The 15,076-nt window shown below is 65.3% G+C and carries 15 protein-coding genes; 5 read left to right on the plus strand and 10 right to left on the minus strand.

The window, feature by feature from the left end; genetic code table 11:
* Window positions 1–85 precede the first annotated feature (85 nt).
* Complete coding sequence (locus QCE69_RS27765) at window positions 86–1,273, plus strand: fumarylacetoacetate hydrolase family protein (RefSeq protein ID WP_309925176.1); 1,188 nt, start codon at window positions 86–88, stop codon at window positions 1,271–1,273.
* Here the strand turns inward: QCE69_RS27765 and QCE69_RS27770 are convergent.
* The 4 genes from QCE69_RS27770 to QCE69_RS27785 all read right to left on the minus strand — a co-directional run bounded on the left by QCE69_RS27770 (window position 1,215) and on the right by QCE69_RS27785 (window position 3,814).
* Window positions 1,215–1,733, minus strand: a complete 519-nt coding sequence (locus QCE69_RS27770) for a hypothetical protein (RefSeq protein ID WP_309934121.1) — start codon at window positions 1,731–1,733, stop codon at window positions 1,215–1,217. The genes QCE69_RS27765 and QCE69_RS27770 overlap by 59 nt on opposite strands.
* A gap of 80 nt (window positions 1,734–1,813) precedes the next feature.
* Complete coding sequence (locus QCE69_RS27775) at window positions 1,814–2,797, minus strand: substrate-binding domain-containing protein (protein ID WP_309934122.1); 984 nt, start codon at window positions 2,795–2,797, stop codon at window positions 1,814–1,816.
* A 91-nt stretch (window positions 2,798–2,888) separates the two neighbouring features.
* Window positions 2,889–3,293, minus strand: a complete 405-nt coding sequence (locus tag QCE69_RS27780) for a DUF302 domain-containing protein (protein WP_309925180.1) — start codon at window positions 3,291–3,293, stop codon at window positions 2,889–2,891.
* Between the two features lie 14 nt (window positions 3,294–3,307).
* Entirely contained in the window at window positions 3,308–3,814 is a 507-nt protein-coding gene (locus QCE69_RS27785; RefSeq protein ID WP_309925182.1) for a GAF domain-containing protein, read from the minus strand.
* Between the two features lie 284 nt (window positions 3,815–4,098).
* Between QCE69_RS27785 and QCE69_RS27790 the strand changes: the two genes are divergently transcribed.
* The 4 genes from QCE69_RS27790 to QCE69_RS27805 all read left to right on the plus strand — a co-directional run bounded on the left by QCE69_RS27790 (window position 4,099) and on the right by QCE69_RS27805 (window position 8,963).
* Window positions 4,099–5,340: an ROK family transcriptional regulator gene (locus QCE69_RS27790; RefSeq protein WP_309925183.1), complete on the plus strand. Its 1,242-nt coding sequence runs from the start codon at window positions 4,099–4,101 to the stop codon at window positions 5,338–5,340.
* On the plus strand, window positions 5,330–6,874 hold the full coding sequence (locus tag QCE69_RS27795; protein WP_309925185.1) for a sugar ABC transporter ATP-binding protein: 1,545 nt from the start codon (window positions 5,330–5,332) through the stop codon (window positions 6,872–6,874). The genes QCE69_RS27790 and QCE69_RS27795 overlap by 11 nt, the downstream gene beginning before the upstream one ends.
* A gap of 23 nt (window positions 6,875–6,897) precedes the next feature.
* Window positions 6,898–7,929, plus strand: coding sequence for an ABC transporter permease subunit (locus QCE69_RS27800; RefSeq protein ID WP_309934124.1), 1,032 nt, complete (start codon window positions 6,898–6,900; stop codon window positions 7,927–7,929).
* 86 nt (window positions 7,930–8,015) lie between these two features.
* The gene (locus tag QCE69_RS27805; RefSeq protein ID WP_309925188.1) at window positions 8,016–8,963 is read left to right on the plus strand and encodes an ABC transporter substrate-binding protein; all 948 of its coding nucleotides are present in this window, start codon (window positions 8,016–8,018) and stop codon (window positions 8,961–8,963) included.
* A 9-nt stretch (window positions 8,964–8,972) separates the two neighbouring features.
* Here the strand turns inward: QCE69_RS27805 and QCE69_RS27810 are convergent, their stop codons facing one another.
* The 6 genes from QCE69_RS27810 to QCE69_RS27835 form a co-directional block, all read right to left on the minus strand.
* The gene (locus tag QCE69_RS27810; protein ID WP_309925190.1) at window positions 8,973–9,920 is read right to left on the minus strand and encodes a hypothetical protein; all 948 of its coding nucleotides are present in this window, start codon (window positions 9,918–9,920) and stop codon (window positions 8,973–8,975) included.
* A 71-nt stretch (window positions 9,921–9,991) separates the two neighbouring features.
* Window positions 9,992–10,732: a hypothetical protein gene (locus tag QCE69_RS27815; RefSeq protein ID WP_309934125.1), complete on the minus strand. Its 741-nt coding sequence runs from the start codon at window positions 10,730–10,732 to the stop codon at window positions 9,992–9,994.
* 130 nt (window positions 10,733–10,862) lie between these two features.
* Entirely contained in the window at window positions 10,863–12,479 is a 1,617-nt protein-coding gene (locus QCE69_RS27820; protein ID WP_309934127.1) for a HAMP domain-containing sensor histidine kinase, read from the minus strand.
* A gap of 46 nt (window positions 12,480–12,525) precedes the next feature.
* A complete protein-coding gene (locus QCE69_RS27825; RefSeq protein ID WP_309934129.1) occupies window positions 12,526–12,885 on the minus strand; it encodes a response regulator in 360 nt (119 codons plus the stop codon).
* A gap of 75 nt (window positions 12,886–12,960) precedes the next feature.
* Window positions 12,961–13,332 (minus strand): response regulator, encoded by a 372-nt coding sequence (locus QCE69_RS27830; protein WP_309934131.1) that lies wholly within the window; start codon window positions 13,330–13,332, stop codon window positions 12,961–12,963.
* A gap of 15 nt (window positions 13,333–13,347) precedes the next feature.
* Window positions 13,348–14,802, minus strand: a complete 1,455-nt coding sequence (locus tag QCE69_RS27835) for an ATPase domain-containing protein (protein WP_309925200.1) — start codon at window positions 14,800–14,802, stop codon at window positions 13,348–13,350.
* Window positions 14,803–15,076: the final 274 nt, after the last annotated feature.

A 15,076-nucleotide genomic window follows, 5' to 3' on the forward strand; every position in this document is an offset into this window, starting at 1 on the left:
GTTGGATAAACAATCAACCCAATGGACACTTCAGGGTGGTGCGGGCTACGATCGGCTTTCCTTTTTCAGCCTGTCAGGCAAAGCCATGCAAACCGTCACCGTGACCTCCTGTCTGCCCGAAGATTTCGCCGATGCCGTATTGATCGGCCGCGTCTGGCGTCCCGCACCCGTGAACGGGCCGAGCGTCGTGGCGGTGCGTCAGGGCGAAGTGTTCGACATCACGCGCGCCGCGCCGACTACCGCCGATCTCTTCGATCACCCCGAGATGATCGACATTGCCCGCCATGCGGAAGGCGAGCATCTCGGCAATGTGCAAGACCTGCTGCAAGCGACGCTCGATGCCACGCCCGACAGCGTGCGGCTACTCGCCCCGTGCGATGTGCAGGCGGTGAAGGCATGCGGCGTGACCTTCGCGGTGAGTTTGCTGGAGCGCGTCATCGAGGAACACGCGGGCGGCGACGCCAGCAAGGCGCAGGAAGTGCGCGACACCATCAATACGCTGATCGGCGCCGATCTGTCGAAGATCAAGCCGGGTTCGGAAGGCGCGGCCAAGTTGAAGGCCGAACTTGAACGTCGCGGCGCGTGGTCGCAATACATGGAAGTGGGCATCGGGCCTGATGCCGAAGTGTTCTCGAAGTCGCAGCCGATGTCGTCGGTCGGTTTCGCGGCGGAAGTCGGGCTGTATCCGACATCGCAATGGAACAATCCTGAGCCGGAGATCGTGTTGGCCGTGAATGCGCGTGGCGAGATCGTCGGCGCGGCGCTCGGCAACGATGTGAATCTGCGCGACATCGAAGGCCGCAGCGCGCTGCTGCTCGGCAAGGCGAAGGACAACAATGCGTCGTGCGCGATCGGTCCGTTCGTGCGCCTGTTCGACGGACGCTTCACGCTGGATTCAGTGCGCCAGACGAGCGTGTCGCTGCGCATCGAAGGCGCGGACGACGGCTTCGTGCTGGAAGGCGTGAGCCACATGAGCGAAATCAGCCGCGATCCGGCGGATCTGGTGAAGCAGACGCATGGCGCGCACCATCAGTATCCGGACGGCTTCATGCTGTTCCTCGGCACGATGTTCTCGCCGATCAAGGACCGCGACACGCAGGGCGGCGGCTTCACGCATCATCTCGGCGATGTCGTGACCATCTCGACGCCGAGTCTCGGTGCGCTGGTGAATACGGTCAGGCTTTCGACGGAAATCGAACCGTGGACGTTCGGCGTCAGGGCGCTGTATCAGAGTCTCGCCGCGCGGGGGTTGATGGGGGCGGCGGGGGGGTGAGGGCGTCGGTTGTCTTGACGGGTGTAAAAGCTGAGCCGTCGAAACGATAGTAGTAGGTGCCTTGCCCCTGCTCGTTCCGGCTGCCATGCACGGTCAGCAGCGCACCGTCTTTTCGATAGGCAAGCGGCTCGGTGATATCCAGTGGCCAGTCGGACACGGTGAAGGGCAGCATCACGACCTTTCCCGTGTTCGAATCGATTGCGGCAGCCATCACGCAACCCGCGCCGCAGCCCCATTCCGCAAGGATGTAGTGACCCGCGAAGTTGATCTTGCCTCTGGCGGCTGTGCTGATCTGCGTTGCGTAGCGGCGGCTCTGACTAGAGTTCAGTTTGGGTTTGATCGGTCGAGATGACGGTTCGACCACCGTTGGATAGTCCGCGAAAACCGGCGCGACAGGCTCGGCGCGGCAATTGCCCGCAACGAACAGGAAGAGAACGCAAGCCGCGAAATGCTTCCGCATGGTGACAGTCTTCCCGATGAATTCATCGAAGACATTACGCGGACGCCACCACGCGCGCTACGCGACTACTCTTAAACCCCTCACGACGCCCCCAGCCGAAACCCCTTCGGCTGTCCCTTGGTCACGAGTTGCACCGGCGTCTCCATATAGGGCGAAAGATCCCGCTGCCTGCGTTTTTCCAGCAGCGCTTTCACCGCGACATCCACGCCGAATACCGCCTGCCTCGCGCCGAACTGCTCCACGGTAGCGAGCAGGCGGCCGTCCTCGAGCATCGGCTGGACGGCCTCGATGTTGTTGTAGCCCGTCACGAGCACCCGGCCCTTCTTGCCCGCGATGCGCAGTGCATCGATCGCGCCCATCGCGATGTTGTCGTTGGCGCACATCAGGCCGCGCACCATCGGATGCCCCGACAGAATCTGCAGCGCGGCGACCTTGCCGCTTGCGGCGTTCCAGTCACCGCCGTCAATGGCGCTCACCCGCATGCCTGCCGCGTTCATCGCGTCCTTGAAACCCGCCGAGCGCTGCTGCGAATTGCGGTCGTTCGAAGGGCCTTCGATGATCCCCACTTCATCGCCCGGCTTCAGCTTCGACGCGAGATACGTGCCGACGAGCTTCGCCCCGCGCCGGCTGTCCGGCCCGACGAACGGAATCACGACTTTCGCGTCGTCCTGCGCGCGTTCGTCGAAAGGATTGTCGATCGCGATCACGATGATGCCCTCCACGATGGCCCTCGCCGTCACCGGCAGCAACGCCCGGGAATCCGCCGGCGCGATGACGATGGCATTCGCCTTCGCATCGATCAGCGACTCGACGATGCGGATCTGTCCGGCGACGTCGTTGTCCGTGTCCGTGCCGCGCGTTTCCAGATTGAGTTGCGATGCGAAGTGACGCTGGTAGTTCTTTGCGCCTTCGATCATCGACATGACGAACGGGTCTTCCAGCGACTTCATCACCAGCGCGATGGTCGCCGTGTCGGTCGCGGCGAGCGCATCGCGTTCGCGCGCCAGACCGCATGCGCTGAGAGCGCAGGCGGCGAGCAGGCGGCGGCGGACAAGGCTCGTCATGAAATGAAAGAGTGAGGCCGATGGATCGCCTCATTGTAGACGCAGCCGTCCGCGCTCTGGCCAAGTCCCGCAGCGACGCGGGCCTTTCGACTCAGCGCGCCGCCGCCTCCACGAGCGCGGGCAGGCCGCTGACAGGTTGCATCAGGCCGGCATCGAGCCCATGGCGCGCGCGCAGATAGTCGGTTGCGTTCCAGGAAAGCCACGAGCCGCCCTGCGCGTCCTCCCAGGCCAGCACCTTGAGCGGCAGGTCGAGCGCGGCGGTGGGAACGGCCTGCATCAGCGGCGTGCCAGCCTGCGGATTGCCGAACACGAGCAACTGGCTGGGCGGCATCGCGAGGCCGGCGCGCGCGGCGTCGCCGCTGAAGTCGATGCGCGCGAACAGCATCAGCCCGCGTGCGCGGATCAGTGCTTCGAGCTTGTCGGCAGTGGCGAGTGCGCCGTGCGCGCTCGCCATCGTCTCGACGCCGTTTCCGGCGCTTGCGTCGGGCATCGACATGAGGCCTCCGAGGTTCAAGGCGCCGCGCGGTTCTTCCAGGCCAGCGAGACAAAGGCCCTGCACAGCGCTTCCATGCCGAGCGCGTCTTCGTCGTCGAAGCGGTTGGGCACGGGACTATCCACATCCCATACGCCGATCAGCGTGCCATCGGCGGCAATCAAGGGCACGACGATCTCGGAACGCGACGCCGCATCGCAAGCAATGTGGCCGGGAAACGCATGCACATCGGGCACGACCTGGGTCCGGCGCTGCTGCGCCGCCGTGCCGCACACGCCGCGTCCGAGCGCAATGCGCACACAAGCCGGCTTGCCCTGAAACGGACCGACGACGAGTTCCGTGCCGTCGAAGAGATAGAAGCCGGCCCAGTTCAGATCCGGCAGCGAGTGATAGAGCAGCGCCGAGAAATTCGCTGCATTGGCGATGAAGTCCGGTTCGTCGCTGACGAGTGCGCGGGCTTGCTGAAGCAGGTCGTCGTATTGGGCCGCCTTGCTGGCGTGACTGGTCGGGGAGATCGAAAACATGATGGCGACGAAGTTGGGCCGCAGCGCGAGCGCGTCCGCGACATCGAAAAAGTGTCGCCGACGATAGCACAACGGTCAGCGTCTCGCTGTCGATGCCGGAAAGCCCTTTGCAAGCAAGCTCCGCGTGCTTTGGCACCGCGCGAGACTCGCGACGCCACTGAAAAGAACGCTTAAAACCCCCTCCGGGATTTCCCTCCTTTACTTCGCTTCGCCGGCAGCATTAAATCAACCAACTTGATTTAATTAATGGCCACGCCAAGATGGCCCTCTGACGGAGACATCGAGTGAAATCCCCGAGCGGCAAAGGAAGCAACTCCGCGAACGTGCGCCGGTACAACGAGCGCCTGCTGCTGCAGGCGCTCAGGCGTACCGAACCCGCGTCGAAGGCCGACCTCGCGCGTCACGCGAACCTGACCAGCACGGCTGTCGGCAGCATCGTCGATTCGCTCCAGCAATCGGGTCTGATCGAATATTCGGGACGCCGTCTCGGAGGCCAGCGCGGCCAGCCGGCGTCGCTGCTGCGGCTCGATCCGCGCGGCGCATTCGGGATCGGCGTGCGGCTGGACCGCACGGGCATCGAGACGGTGCTCGTCAATTTCGCCGGCGACGTGCTCGCCCGCAGCGCGCTCGATTCCGTCCTGCCGCATCCCTCCACGGTGCTGAAGATCGTGCAGCGCGACGTCGGCAAGATGCTCTCGCTGCTGAGCGAGGCCGAGCGCGAGCGTCTGACGGGCATCGGCGTCGCGCAGCCGTTCAATCTCGGCAGCTGGCTGCGCGAACTCACGCTGCCCGCCGACACCTTCCGCGCCTGGGACGAAATCGACTTCGCCGACGAACTCGGCCGCGCGCTCTCCCTGCCCGTCTTCAGCGAGAACGACGGCAACGCCGCCGCCACCGCCGAACTGTTCTACGGCCACGGCCGCCGCTGCGACGATTTCGTCTATCTGTTCCTCGGCTCGGCGATCGGCGGCGGCATCGCGATTCATGGCGACTGCCTGCGCGGCGCCTCGGGCAATGCGGGCGACATCGGCGTGATTCCGGTGCCGCCGAGCCGCCTGCCGTCCGCGCCGCAGCCGGCCGGCCAGTGGGACATCCTGCTGTCGCGCGCATCGCTGAATGCGCTGGTGCGGCATCTCAGCTACTGCGGCGCGGCCGCCGACAACCGCGTCGATCTTCAATCGTGCATCGAGCGTGCTCTGCCCGCCGTCGACGAATGGATCGACGACTGCATCGAGGCGCTCGCGCCCGCATTGCGCGCCACGCTCTGCGTACTCGATGTGCCGATGGTCGTGATCGATTCCGACATCGACGGCGGCCTGCTCGACAAGCTCGTCGCGCGCCTGGCCGCGACGCTCGCCGCCAACGCGCCCGAAGCGCGCGGCACCCCGACGCTCGTGCGCGGCACCTTCGGCCCGGATGCGGGTGCGATCGGTGCGGCCACGCTGCCGCTGTTCTTCAACTTCTCACCGCGCGCGGCGATCCGCCACGCGGGCATCAAACCGCAAGAGGTGAACCATGCCGCATGACGTATCCAGCCGGCCGCCGCTTCTCGAAATGCGCGGCATCAGCAAGACTTTCCCCGGCGTCCGCGCGCTCAACGACGTGCGGCTCTCGGTCTATCCCGGCGAAGTGCATTCGCTGATGGGCGAAAACGGCGCGGGCAAATCCACGCTGATGAAGATTCTGTCCGGCGCCTATCAGGCCGATGCGGGCGGCCAGATCCTGATCGACGGCGCGCCCGTCACGATCGACGGTCCGCTCGCCGCGCGCTCGCTCGGCGTCGCGGTGATCTATCAGGAACTGAGCCTCGCGCCGAATCTCTCGGTCGCCGAGAACATCTACGCGGGGCGCGAGCTGCGGCGCGGCCGTCTGGTGGATCGCGCGGGCATGGAGCGCGGCTGCGCCGACGTGCTCACGCGGCTCGGTGCCAACTTCAGGCCGCATACGCTGGTGGGCGATCTGTCGATCGCGGAGCGTCAGCTGGTCGAGATCGCGCGCGCCGTGCATGCGCAGGCGCGCATTCTCGTGATGGACGAGCCGACCACGCCGCTGTCCTCGCGCGAAACCGACCGCCTGTTCGCGCTCGTGCGCCAGTTGCGCGAGGAAGGCATCGCGATCATCTATATCAGTCACCGGATGGCGGAGATCTATGAACTCTCCGACCGCGTGTCCGTGCTGCGCGACGGCTCCTATGTCGGCACGCTGATGCGCGAGGAACTGTCCGCCGAAAGCCTCGTGAAGATGATGGTGGGACGCGACATCTCGGGCTTCTACAAGAAGGAACACGCGGCCTACGATCCCGGCAACGTGGTGCTCTCCGTGCGCGATCTCGCCGATGGCAAGCGCGTGCGCGGTTGCAGTCTCGACCTGCACGCGGGTGAGGTACTGGGCATCGCGGGGCTGGTCGGCGCGGGGCGCACCGAGTTCGCGCGTCTGATCTTCGGCGCGGAGCCGGCCGTGCGCGGCGACGTGACGATGCACGGCAAGCCGCTGAAGCTGCGCACGCCGCGCGATGCGATCGACGCCGGTCTCGTCTATCTCACCGAGGACCGCAAGCATCAGGGCCTGTTCCTCGACATGAGCGTGCGCGACAACATCAACATCACGATCGCCGGGCGCGACGCGAAGATGGGCGTGATGGACCTGCCGCGCGGCAACTCGCGCGCGAAGGACGCCATCGCCGCGCTCACGATCCGCGTGCCGAACATGCGGGTGAACGTCGGCGCGCTGTCGGGCGGCAACCAGCAGAAGGTGCTGCTGTCGCGCCTGCTGGAGACGAAACCCGAAGTCCTGATCCTCGACGAGCCGACGCGCGGCGTGGACATCGGCGCCAAGTCGGAGATCTACCGGATCATCAACGATCTGGCGCGCTCGGGCGTCGGGATCATCGTGATTTCGAGTGAACTGCCGGAAGTGATCGGCGTTGCGGATCGCGTGCTCGTGATGCGCGAAGGCGAGATTGCGGGCGAACTCGGCGGCCATTCCGGCAAGCCGATTTCACAGGAAAGCATCATCGAACTGGCGACCGGCTCGAAGGCCGCGCTCGGCCAGGCGGCTTGAGCCTATCTGGACTGGAGAGAGACATGGCTAACACGACGAAACCCCACGACACCGCGCCGGCTTCCAAGGCGGACAACCCGGCAGAACGGCAGACGCGCATCGAGCACAAGGAACGCATGCAGGTGCTGATGCGCACGGCGGGCATGCTGCCGGTGCTGATCCTGCTGTGCATCGGCTTCGGCATTGTGACGGACGGCTTCTTCAGCCTCCAGAACCTGTCGATCGTCACGCAGCAGGCGTCGATCAACATCGTGCTCGCAGCCGGCATGACCTTCGTGATCCTGACGGGCGGTATCGACTTGTCCGTGGGCTCGGTGCTTTCGGCGGCCGCCGTCACCGCGCTGCTTGCCTCGAACCTGCCGGGCCTGGGCTGGCTCGGCATTCCGGCGGCGCTTGCGGTCGGACTGGGCTTCGGCGTCGTCAACGGGCTGCTGATCGCGCTGCTCAAGCTGCCGCCGTTCATCGTGACGCTCGGCTCGCTGACCGCCGTGCGCGGCATCGCGCGGCTCATCGGACACGATACGACCATCTTCAATCCGCAACTGTCGTTCGCGTTCATCGGCAACGATTCGCTGTTCGGCGTGCCCTGGCTCGTCATCATCGCGATTGCCGTGGTCATCATCTCGTGGTTCATCCTGCGGCGCACCGTGCTCGGCCTGCGCATCTATTCGGTCGGCGGCAATCCGGAAGCGGCGCGGCTCTCGGGCATCAAGGTGTGGGGCATCGAGCTGTTCGTCTACGCGATCTCCGGCCTGCTCGCGGGACTCGGCGCGGTGATGTCGGCGGCGCGTTTGTACGCGGCGAACGGCCTGCAACTCGGCCAGTCCTATGAACTCGATGCGATCGCCGCCGTGATTCTCGGCGGGACGAGCTTCGTGGGCGGCGTCGGGTCGATTGTCGGCACGCTGGTGGGCGCGCTCATCATCGCGGTGCTGTCCAACGGTCTCGTGCTGCTCGGCGTGTCGGACATCTGGCAGTACATCATCAAGGGCCTGGTGATCATCGGCGCCGTCGCGCTCGACCGTTACCGCCAGCGCGGCTCGGCCCGCACCTGATCAACTCTCTTATCCTCCATCCGGGCGCTCGCAGGGTCCGCTTGCGCCCGACTCAAACACGAACGGACCAACCTGGAGACAACACCATGCGCAAGCACACCCCGCTGTTCGCCGGCGTCGCACTCGCCCTGGGAATCGGCCTGTCGATCTCGGCCCATGCCGCCGACAAGCAACTGAAATCGATCGGCGTCACGGTCGGTTCGCTCGGCAACCCGTACTTCGTGACGATTTCGAAAGGCGCGGAAGCGAAAGCCAAGGCCATCAATCCGGCCGCGAAGATAACAGCCGTGTCGGCGGATTACGACATGAACAAGCAGTTCACGCAGATCGACAATTTCATCTCGGCGCATGTGGACATGATCCTCATCAATGCCGTGGATCCGAAGGCGATCGAGCCAGCCGTGAAGAAGGCCAAGGCGGCGGGTATCGTCGTGGTCGCGGTGGACGTCGCGGCGGCCGGCGCCGATGCCACCGTGCAGACCAACAACGTGCAGGCCGGCGAACTCGCGTGCGACTTCCTCGCGAAGAAGCTGAACGGCAAGGGCAACGTGGTGATCGAGAACGGGCCGCAGGTATCGGCGGTGATCGACCGGGTGAACGGCTGCAAGAGCGTGTTTGCGAAGAACCCGGGCATCAAGGTCCTGTCCGACGATCAGGACGCGAAGGGCTCGCGCGAAGGCGGCATGAACGCGATGCAGGGTTATCTGACGCGCTTCCCGAAACTCGACGGCGTGTTCGCGATCAACGATCCGCAAGCCATCGGCACGGATCTGGCGGCCAAGCAATTGCATCGCAACAACATTGTGATTACGTCGGTGGACGGCGCGCCCGACATCGAATCCGCGCTCAAATCCGACACCATGATCCAGGCGTCCGCGAGCCAGGACCCGTGGTCGATGGCGCAGCAGGCGGTGAGCGTCGGCTACGACCTGATGAACGGCAAGAAGCCCAGCAGCACGATGATCCTGATGCCCTCCACGCTCATCACGCGTGAGAACGTCGGTAACTACAAGGGCTGGTCGTCGCCGCGCTGAGCGCGGTGGTTACCTGAGCGGCAGCACGCGGAGGGCGCTCGGCCGGCTGGGCGAAGTCGAGCGATCCACCGCGACCAGCCGCTTGCGCGCCACGTCCACGGCGACGCCGCGCGGCGCGTCCAGATCGTCGGCGATGACGGTGGGGCGGCCGCGCTTCGAGAAGCTGCAGACGGCGTGCGCGCCGCATTTCGTGTAGAGCGTGCCGTCGGGCGCCGCGGCCAGCAGGTCGGGCGCTTCGACGGTCGCGAAGACATCGCTGGCCGCAAGCGGCGCGTCGGCGGTGCGCGCCGCCGGCAAATCCACCCGGTAGATGCGGTTCGCGGCCTGATCGCTGATATAGAGCGTGTCGCCGGCCAGCGCGAGTCCGACCGGCTTCTTCAGGCCCGTGACGATATCCTGCTCGATCACCTGCCGTGGCGCCGCGCCGCGCGTGATGATGCTGACGCCGCCCGTCGCGGGCGCGTCGCCTTCCTTCGAGAACCAGCTCGACAGGAACGTGCCGCCATCGAGCACCAGCAGACCCAGGCGACGTCGCGCGGCATTCGTGTCGGACGCGAGGTTGACCTGACCGCTCGGTGCGACATCGAATACGGCGCTTGACGAACCAAAGCCGAAGCGCTCAACCAGCAGATGCCCGTTCGGCGCAAACGCGATCTGGCTCAGGCTCACGCGCTGACCGTCCGCCGCCGGCAGGCGCGCGTAGGGCGAAAACGCGGGCGCTTCCGCTTCGCCGATATGCTGCGTCATCTGGATGCCGTTACTGTCGTCATCGGTGACGAACACGGCGCCGTCCGAATCGCGCACGGCTACGCTGTTTGGCGTGCCCGTCAGCGGCACCTTCTGCGCCGTCGTCGTCACCGGGGCGACCGAGCCGCAGGCTGCCAGAAGCATCGTTGCGGCAAACGCCGTCATCAGTTGCCGGTTCATCGCGATGCCTCCCATCGAGTGGATGTCCATCCTTTCCTCCAGCTCAGATGATAGTGGCCCGCTTCAACATGCGCCCACTTGGCAAGCCTTCGACCCGCCTTTCAATTGTTTTGCGGATGATGCGGATCCGTGTCGTCCGTATGATGGCTGCCGGGAATGCCGCCTCCTCCGCCCCCAAGCCCTGCACCACCGCCACCGCCGCCGCCGCCTCCTCCTCCGCCGCCGCCCTTGCCTCCCTGACCCTCGCCCTGCTTGCCCTTGGCTCCGGACGGCCGCGCCGGACCCTGTGCCGGAATGCGGACCGTCATAGGCACCGCATCCAGATCGAGCGCGTCGCGGATGAAATCGCGCAGCGAGATCACGAGTTCAGCCGTATGAATCGGCCGCCCCTGCACCATCTCGGTCGCGGCATGAGCGGCCAGACGCACCTGTTCTTCCGTGCCGAGCAAGATGATGTCGGCCAGCGCGGCCTCCACCGAGTCGCGTATGCGCCGCGACCTTTCCGTTTTGCCCGGATCGTGAGCATCGCGTGCCGCACCGGAATCATCCAGCGCGGCAAGGGCGTCATCGACGGCGGGCGGCACGGCCATCGAAGCGCGCCTGAGATCCTTGAGATGGGTCGGATCGACGGCAAGATTGCCGGTGAACGATCCTCCCAGCGTCTTGTACGCGGCGATCAGCGTACGCAGCCGTTCGTTGATCTGCCGGTTGGCGCGCTCGCGCCGCTGCTGGACCGTCTGCATCAGCAGCAAGCGGACACCGACGCCGATCAGCGTGACGACGGCCAGCGTGAAGAGCGTCGAAAGAAGGGTTTGCCAGGAACTGAAGTTCAGGTCGCGCATGGGGGGACGTCAGGAAAGATGGGGATGAATGACGCGCTTTCACAACTGCACCTGATGCAGTTGAACAGACAGGCATTGCTGTCGCTGATGGCCGCTGCGGGACCGTACTGAAACGCCTACGCCCTGAGCTTCATTCGCCGCCGGGCTGCATCAGCGGCAGGCGGACGGTGAAGGTCGAGCCGAGGCCGGCGCCGTCGCTCGCGCCATCCAGCATGCCGCCGTGCAGATCCACGATCTGTCTGGCAAGCCATAGCCCCAGTCCCAGCCCGCCGACGCGCCCGCTGGTGCGCGGCGCAATCTGTTCGAAGCGGTCGAAGATGCGCGGCAGGGCTTCCGGCTCGATGCCGCGCCCGGTATCGCGCACCTGGATGCTGACGTGATCGTCCAGCACGTTCATCGACACGGTGACGCTGCCGGCATCGGTGAACTTGATCGCGTTGGTCAGCAGGTTCGACACGACCTGTCCGAGGCGGTTTTCATCGGCCAGCACGACGCAGGAACCCAGTTCCGCGATATCGAGTTGCAGGCCCTTGTGCTCGGCGAGCTTGCGCATGTCCTCGACCACGATGGCGACCAGCGGACCGATATCGATGGGTTTCAGGTTTGCCGAGAGCTTGCCGGTCACGACGGCGCCGCTGTCGAGCAGGTCATCGACCATTCTCGACAACTGCCGACCGTTGCGGCGAATGGCATCGCCGGCCTTGGCGACGTGATTCGGATCCGCGACGAGTTGCAGCAACTCGGCCCACGACACGATGGCATTCAGCGGCGAGCGCAATTCGTGGCTCACCGCCGCGATGAAGCGGTCCATGGTGGCCGCCAGCGCCTCGCTCCGCTCGCGCCCCGAGCGCTCTTCGCCCGCGACGGCATGCGCCTCGATCTCCCGCTCCTTGCGCCCCGTGATGTCGAGCGTGAAGCCCACCACCGAGCGCACGGTCACGTCATCATCGAAACGCGCCATGCCGCGGACCAGCACCCAGCGACGGCCCGTCTGCCTTTCCACAAGACGCTCGAACTCGAAAGGCTGTCCGGACTGAAGCAGGCGCCAGTGGGCCGCGAACTGCTCGGTGGTGTCGCCGAGGAAAGACGCATGCATGAGTTCGTCGGCGTGAACCTGACCCAGGTCGCGGCGGCATCGTTCACTGCACTTCACCGTGCCCGCCATCAGATCGAGTTCCCAGGCGCCGACGCCCGCGAACGCCAGCGCTTCCTCGAAATGGCCGAGGTGATCCGCGAGCTGCTTCTGCGTCTCCTGCACGAGGATTTTGCGCAGACGCGCATTCGACCGCATCTGCGCCTTCTCGCGCCGTTCGCCCTCGCCGGCCAGCGTGCGGGCGGTCACGTCCTCGAAGCGCAGGACGACATGGGACGGAAGGTCCTGCGTCGCCGGCACCCGCTGCGCGAAGATCTGCCAATGACGCGCAGCCGGCGCGGTGCTCCCGGTGGTTTCATCGGTGGATCGGCCGCCATCGAGACGGAACACCGGCGAGGACCGGCGTTGCCCGGCCCGCAGACTGGCCGCGATATTGACGATCAGATGCTCGCAATTGCGGCGCTGCTCGGCCAGCAGGCCGTCCGGCGCCGCGCCTTCAGGGAACGCGAACAGCGTCCGCCATGCAGCGTTCGCGCTGACGACCGCGCCGTCGGAATCGAGGATCAGGTAAGGGTCGAGCAGCCGTTCGAAGATGCGCAGATCACCCGCCGCCGCCCAGACGTTCGAACCGTCCTTTCGCGTAGCCTGATCCATCAGGGGCTTCGCCTGTCGCGAGCGCTGCGTTCGAAGCGGTGCATCGTCAGCCACCTTCGGAAAGTCTGGCGACGGTCGCCAGGAAGTCGTCCATGCGCGCGGGCTTGCGCAAAACCGCGTTCCATAGCGCCGTGCCGGCAGACGCATCGACATGAGCCGACGTGTGCAGCACGATCGGAATATGCGTCCATTCAGGGTTTTGACGCAGCGCGCGGCTCAGTTCCTCGCCGTTCATGCCAGGCATCATCAGGTCGGTGATGACCAGGTTGGGCGGCCGGCGCTGCATCGCGAGCAATGCTTCCTGCGCGCCGTTCGCGCGTTCGACCTCGTAACCGACATGCTCCAGCGCGAAACTCCACGCTTCGAGCAAGTCCGGTTCATCATCAACGAGAAGGATACGCGTCATTTGGCGCTCATAGCGACGATAGGTGCCACCCTGGCCTTCGGCGTCCGGACCGTTTTTCCATGGTTCGGCTCGGCGTCATTCCGTTGCTCCGCGCTGGACCTGGACGTAACGCGCGACCGCTCCAATCAGGTCAGCCGGCGCGCACGGCTTGCGCAACAAGGCAGCGAACCGGTGAACCTCGTCCGGCGGGATCGCGTGCGGCACCGCGCTGCACAGGATGATGGGCATCGCCGGGCCGTCTTTCTGAAGGGCCCTCGCAAGCTCCAGGCCCGACATGACGGGCATCATGAAATCGGTCACGACGAGCGCCGGACGGACACGCGCGATCAGGCTCAGCGCCTCTTTTCCGTTGGGCGCGGCGTGAACCGTATATCCCTCGTCTTGCAGGAGAAACGTGAGGGAATCGGTAATCAGGGATTCGTCATCGACGACGACCAGAGTAGACATGCAGACCGGCGACGGCTATCGGCCGCGCGCTTTGATGTTCCCTCCCGCTGCGACGACGACGTCGCTCAGCGGCAGCGTTCCGATCACGTGTACGCCCTTGCCCGAAGTGGAAATGCCGACTTCGGCCACGGTGGTGTCGAAGAGACTGTCGCGCACCTTGAGCACGGCGATGGCCCGCTTCATGACGCCGTCGACCAGTTCATGCTGCATGCCGATCACGTTGTCCAGCTGGCTCAGGATTTCCGGCGACGGATTCTCGATCCACGGGCCCGACAGTTCCTTCACTTCCCAGGTACAGACCGTGGTGACGCCCAGACCGCGCAGTTCGTTGGTGAGCGCCGCGAAGAACTCGACCATGCGATGCGGGTCCACGGTGGCGCGCTCGAAGCCGGCCAGCCCGTCGATGAAAACCCGTTTGGCGCCGCTCGCCCGCACGACGTCGAGCAGGTCGTAGGCGAGTTTATCGAGCAGGTTCTCGGTCATCGGCCGCCAGATGACCTTGAGCGCGCCCGATGAACAGCGTTGCTCCCAGTCCAGGCCGAGTGCGTGCGCTTTGGTCTCCAGGCGTTTTGGCGTTTCGTAGAAGCCGAAATGCACCGCCGGTTCCTCGGGCGTGCCGAGTTGCAGGAAATTCAGTCCGAAGGTTGTCTTGCCGCTGCCGGCCGGGCCCACGAGAACGGAGACCGAACTTGCCGGAATGCCGCCGCCGAGACGGGCGTCCAGTCCGTCGATGCCGGTGGGGATCCTGTAGGGCGGCGCAGGGTCGCTCCGGGTTGGAAGCCCCAGCGCGACTTCGAGCCGCGGATAGACGACGATGCCGCGATTGCCGATCTCGAACAGATGCAGCCCGCCCATCGCGCGGCTGCCGCGCGACTTGGCGACGCGGATCTGACGCACCGTGCGCGACGCAGCGAGGATCTCCTCGATCTGCAGCACGCCGTCGACCATCGTGTGTTCGGGGCTGGATTCGTCGATGCGCGCGCTCGTCAGGAACAGCACGGTACAGCCGGTGAAGGCCGCGTGTCCCTGGAGTTCGGCGACGAAGGTCTTGACGTCGAGATTGCTTTCGCCGCTTTCACGCGCGTTGAGCAGGCCGTCGAGCACGAGAATGCTGGCTTTCTGCCGGGCAAGCTCGGTGCGCAGCGTGGCGACCAGCGCCGAGAGTCCCTCTTCGCGCAGCGTGCGGAACAGACTGATGTACGTGATGCCGTTTCCGACGCGTTGCGCGTCGTAGAAGTCGAGCGTCGAGAGCGACTGGAACAGTCTGTCGTGCGACTCGGCCAGCAGCGTCACGTACAGCACCTTGCGGCCCTGGCGAGCCTGCGCGAACGCGATCTGATTCGCAAGAATCGTTTTGCCCGCGCCAGGGCGACCCTGAATGATGTAGGACGAGCCTGCCACGAGGCCGCCGCCACAGATTTCGTCGAGTCCGGTGACGCCGCTGCGTAAGCGCGCAAGCGTGTTGTCCATTGCCTGGGTCCATGAAAGCGAAGATGTGGAGCAACCGAATGTCACCGGCTTACTCGCGTACCCGGCAGTCTAACCGATAACCGTCTCCGTCCGATCCGTATCCGCTTGTGCGCATCAACCGGAGAGCCTTTGCGGACGCGGCTCGCAGGGCTTCCTACCGCGCGAAAAAATTGCTCGGTGACACGTTCGCGGTCGGTAAATCAGGGAGCGCGATAAAAAATATTTGCTACGCACCAGTTCGCCAACGTTTGCCATGACCGTCGACTAGTTGTCC

This window comes from Caballeronia sp. LZ032 (genome assembly GCF_031451315.1).
Classification (GTDB): domain Bacteria; phylum Pseudomonadota; class Gammaproteobacteria; order Burkholderiales; family Burkholderiaceae; genus Caballeronia.

Coding starts and splice junctions, on each gene's coding strand:
- QCE69_RS27780 (WP_309925180.1), bottom strand. CDS start 3,293: ATGTCGATGCCCGACGCAAGCGCCGGAAACGGCGTCGAGACGATGGCG.
- QCE69_RS27815 (WP_309934125.1), bottom strand. CDS start 10,732: ATGCGCGACCTGAACTTCAGTTCCTGGCAAACCCTTCTTTCGACGCTC.
- QCE69_RS27835 (WP_309925200.1), bottom strand. CDS start 14,802: ATGGACAACACGCTTGCGCGCTTACGCAGCGGCGTCACCGGACTCGAC.
- QCE69_RS27785 (WP_309925182.1), bottom strand. CDS start 3,814: ATGTTTTCGATCTCCCCGACCAGTCACGCCAGCAAGGCGGCCCAATAC.
- QCE69_RS27770 (WP_309934121.1), bottom strand. CDS start 1,733: ATGCGGAAGCATTTCGCGGCTTGCGTTCTCTTCCTGTTCGTTGCGGGC.
- QCE69_RS27800 (WP_309934124.1), top strand. CDS start 6,898: ATGGCTAACACGACGAAACCCCACGACACCGCGCCGGCTTCCAAGGCG.
- QCE69_RS27765 (WP_309925176.1), top strand. CDS start 86: ATGCAAACCGTCACCGTGACCTCCTGTCTGCCCGAAGATTTCGCCGAT.
- QCE69_RS27825 (WP_309934129.1), bottom strand. CDS start 12,885: ATGACGCGTATCCTTCTCGTTGATGATGAACCGGACTTGCTCGAAGCG.
- QCE69_RS27775 (WP_309934122.1), bottom strand. CDS start 2,797: ATGACGAGCCTTGTCCGCCGCCGCCTGCTCGCCGCCTGCGCTCTCAGC.
- QCE69_RS27795 (WP_309925185.1), top strand. CDS start 5,330: ATGCCGCATGACGTATCCAGCCGGCCGCCGCTTCTCGAAATGCGCGGC.
- QCE69_RS27820 (WP_309934127.1), bottom strand. CDS start 12,479: ATGGATCAGGCTACGCGAAAGGACGGTTCGAACGTCTGGGCGGCGGCG.
- QCE69_RS27810 (WP_309925190.1), bottom strand. CDS start 9,920: ATGGACATCCACTCGATGGGAGGCATCGCGATGAACCGGCAACTGATG.
- QCE69_RS27805 (WP_309925188.1), top strand. CDS start 8,016: ATGCGCAAGCACACCCCGCTGTTCGCCGGCGTCGCACTCGCCCTGGGA.
- QCE69_RS27830 (WP_309934131.1), bottom strand. CDS start 13,332: ATGTCTACTCTGGTCGTCGTCGATGACGAATCCCTGATTACCGATTCC.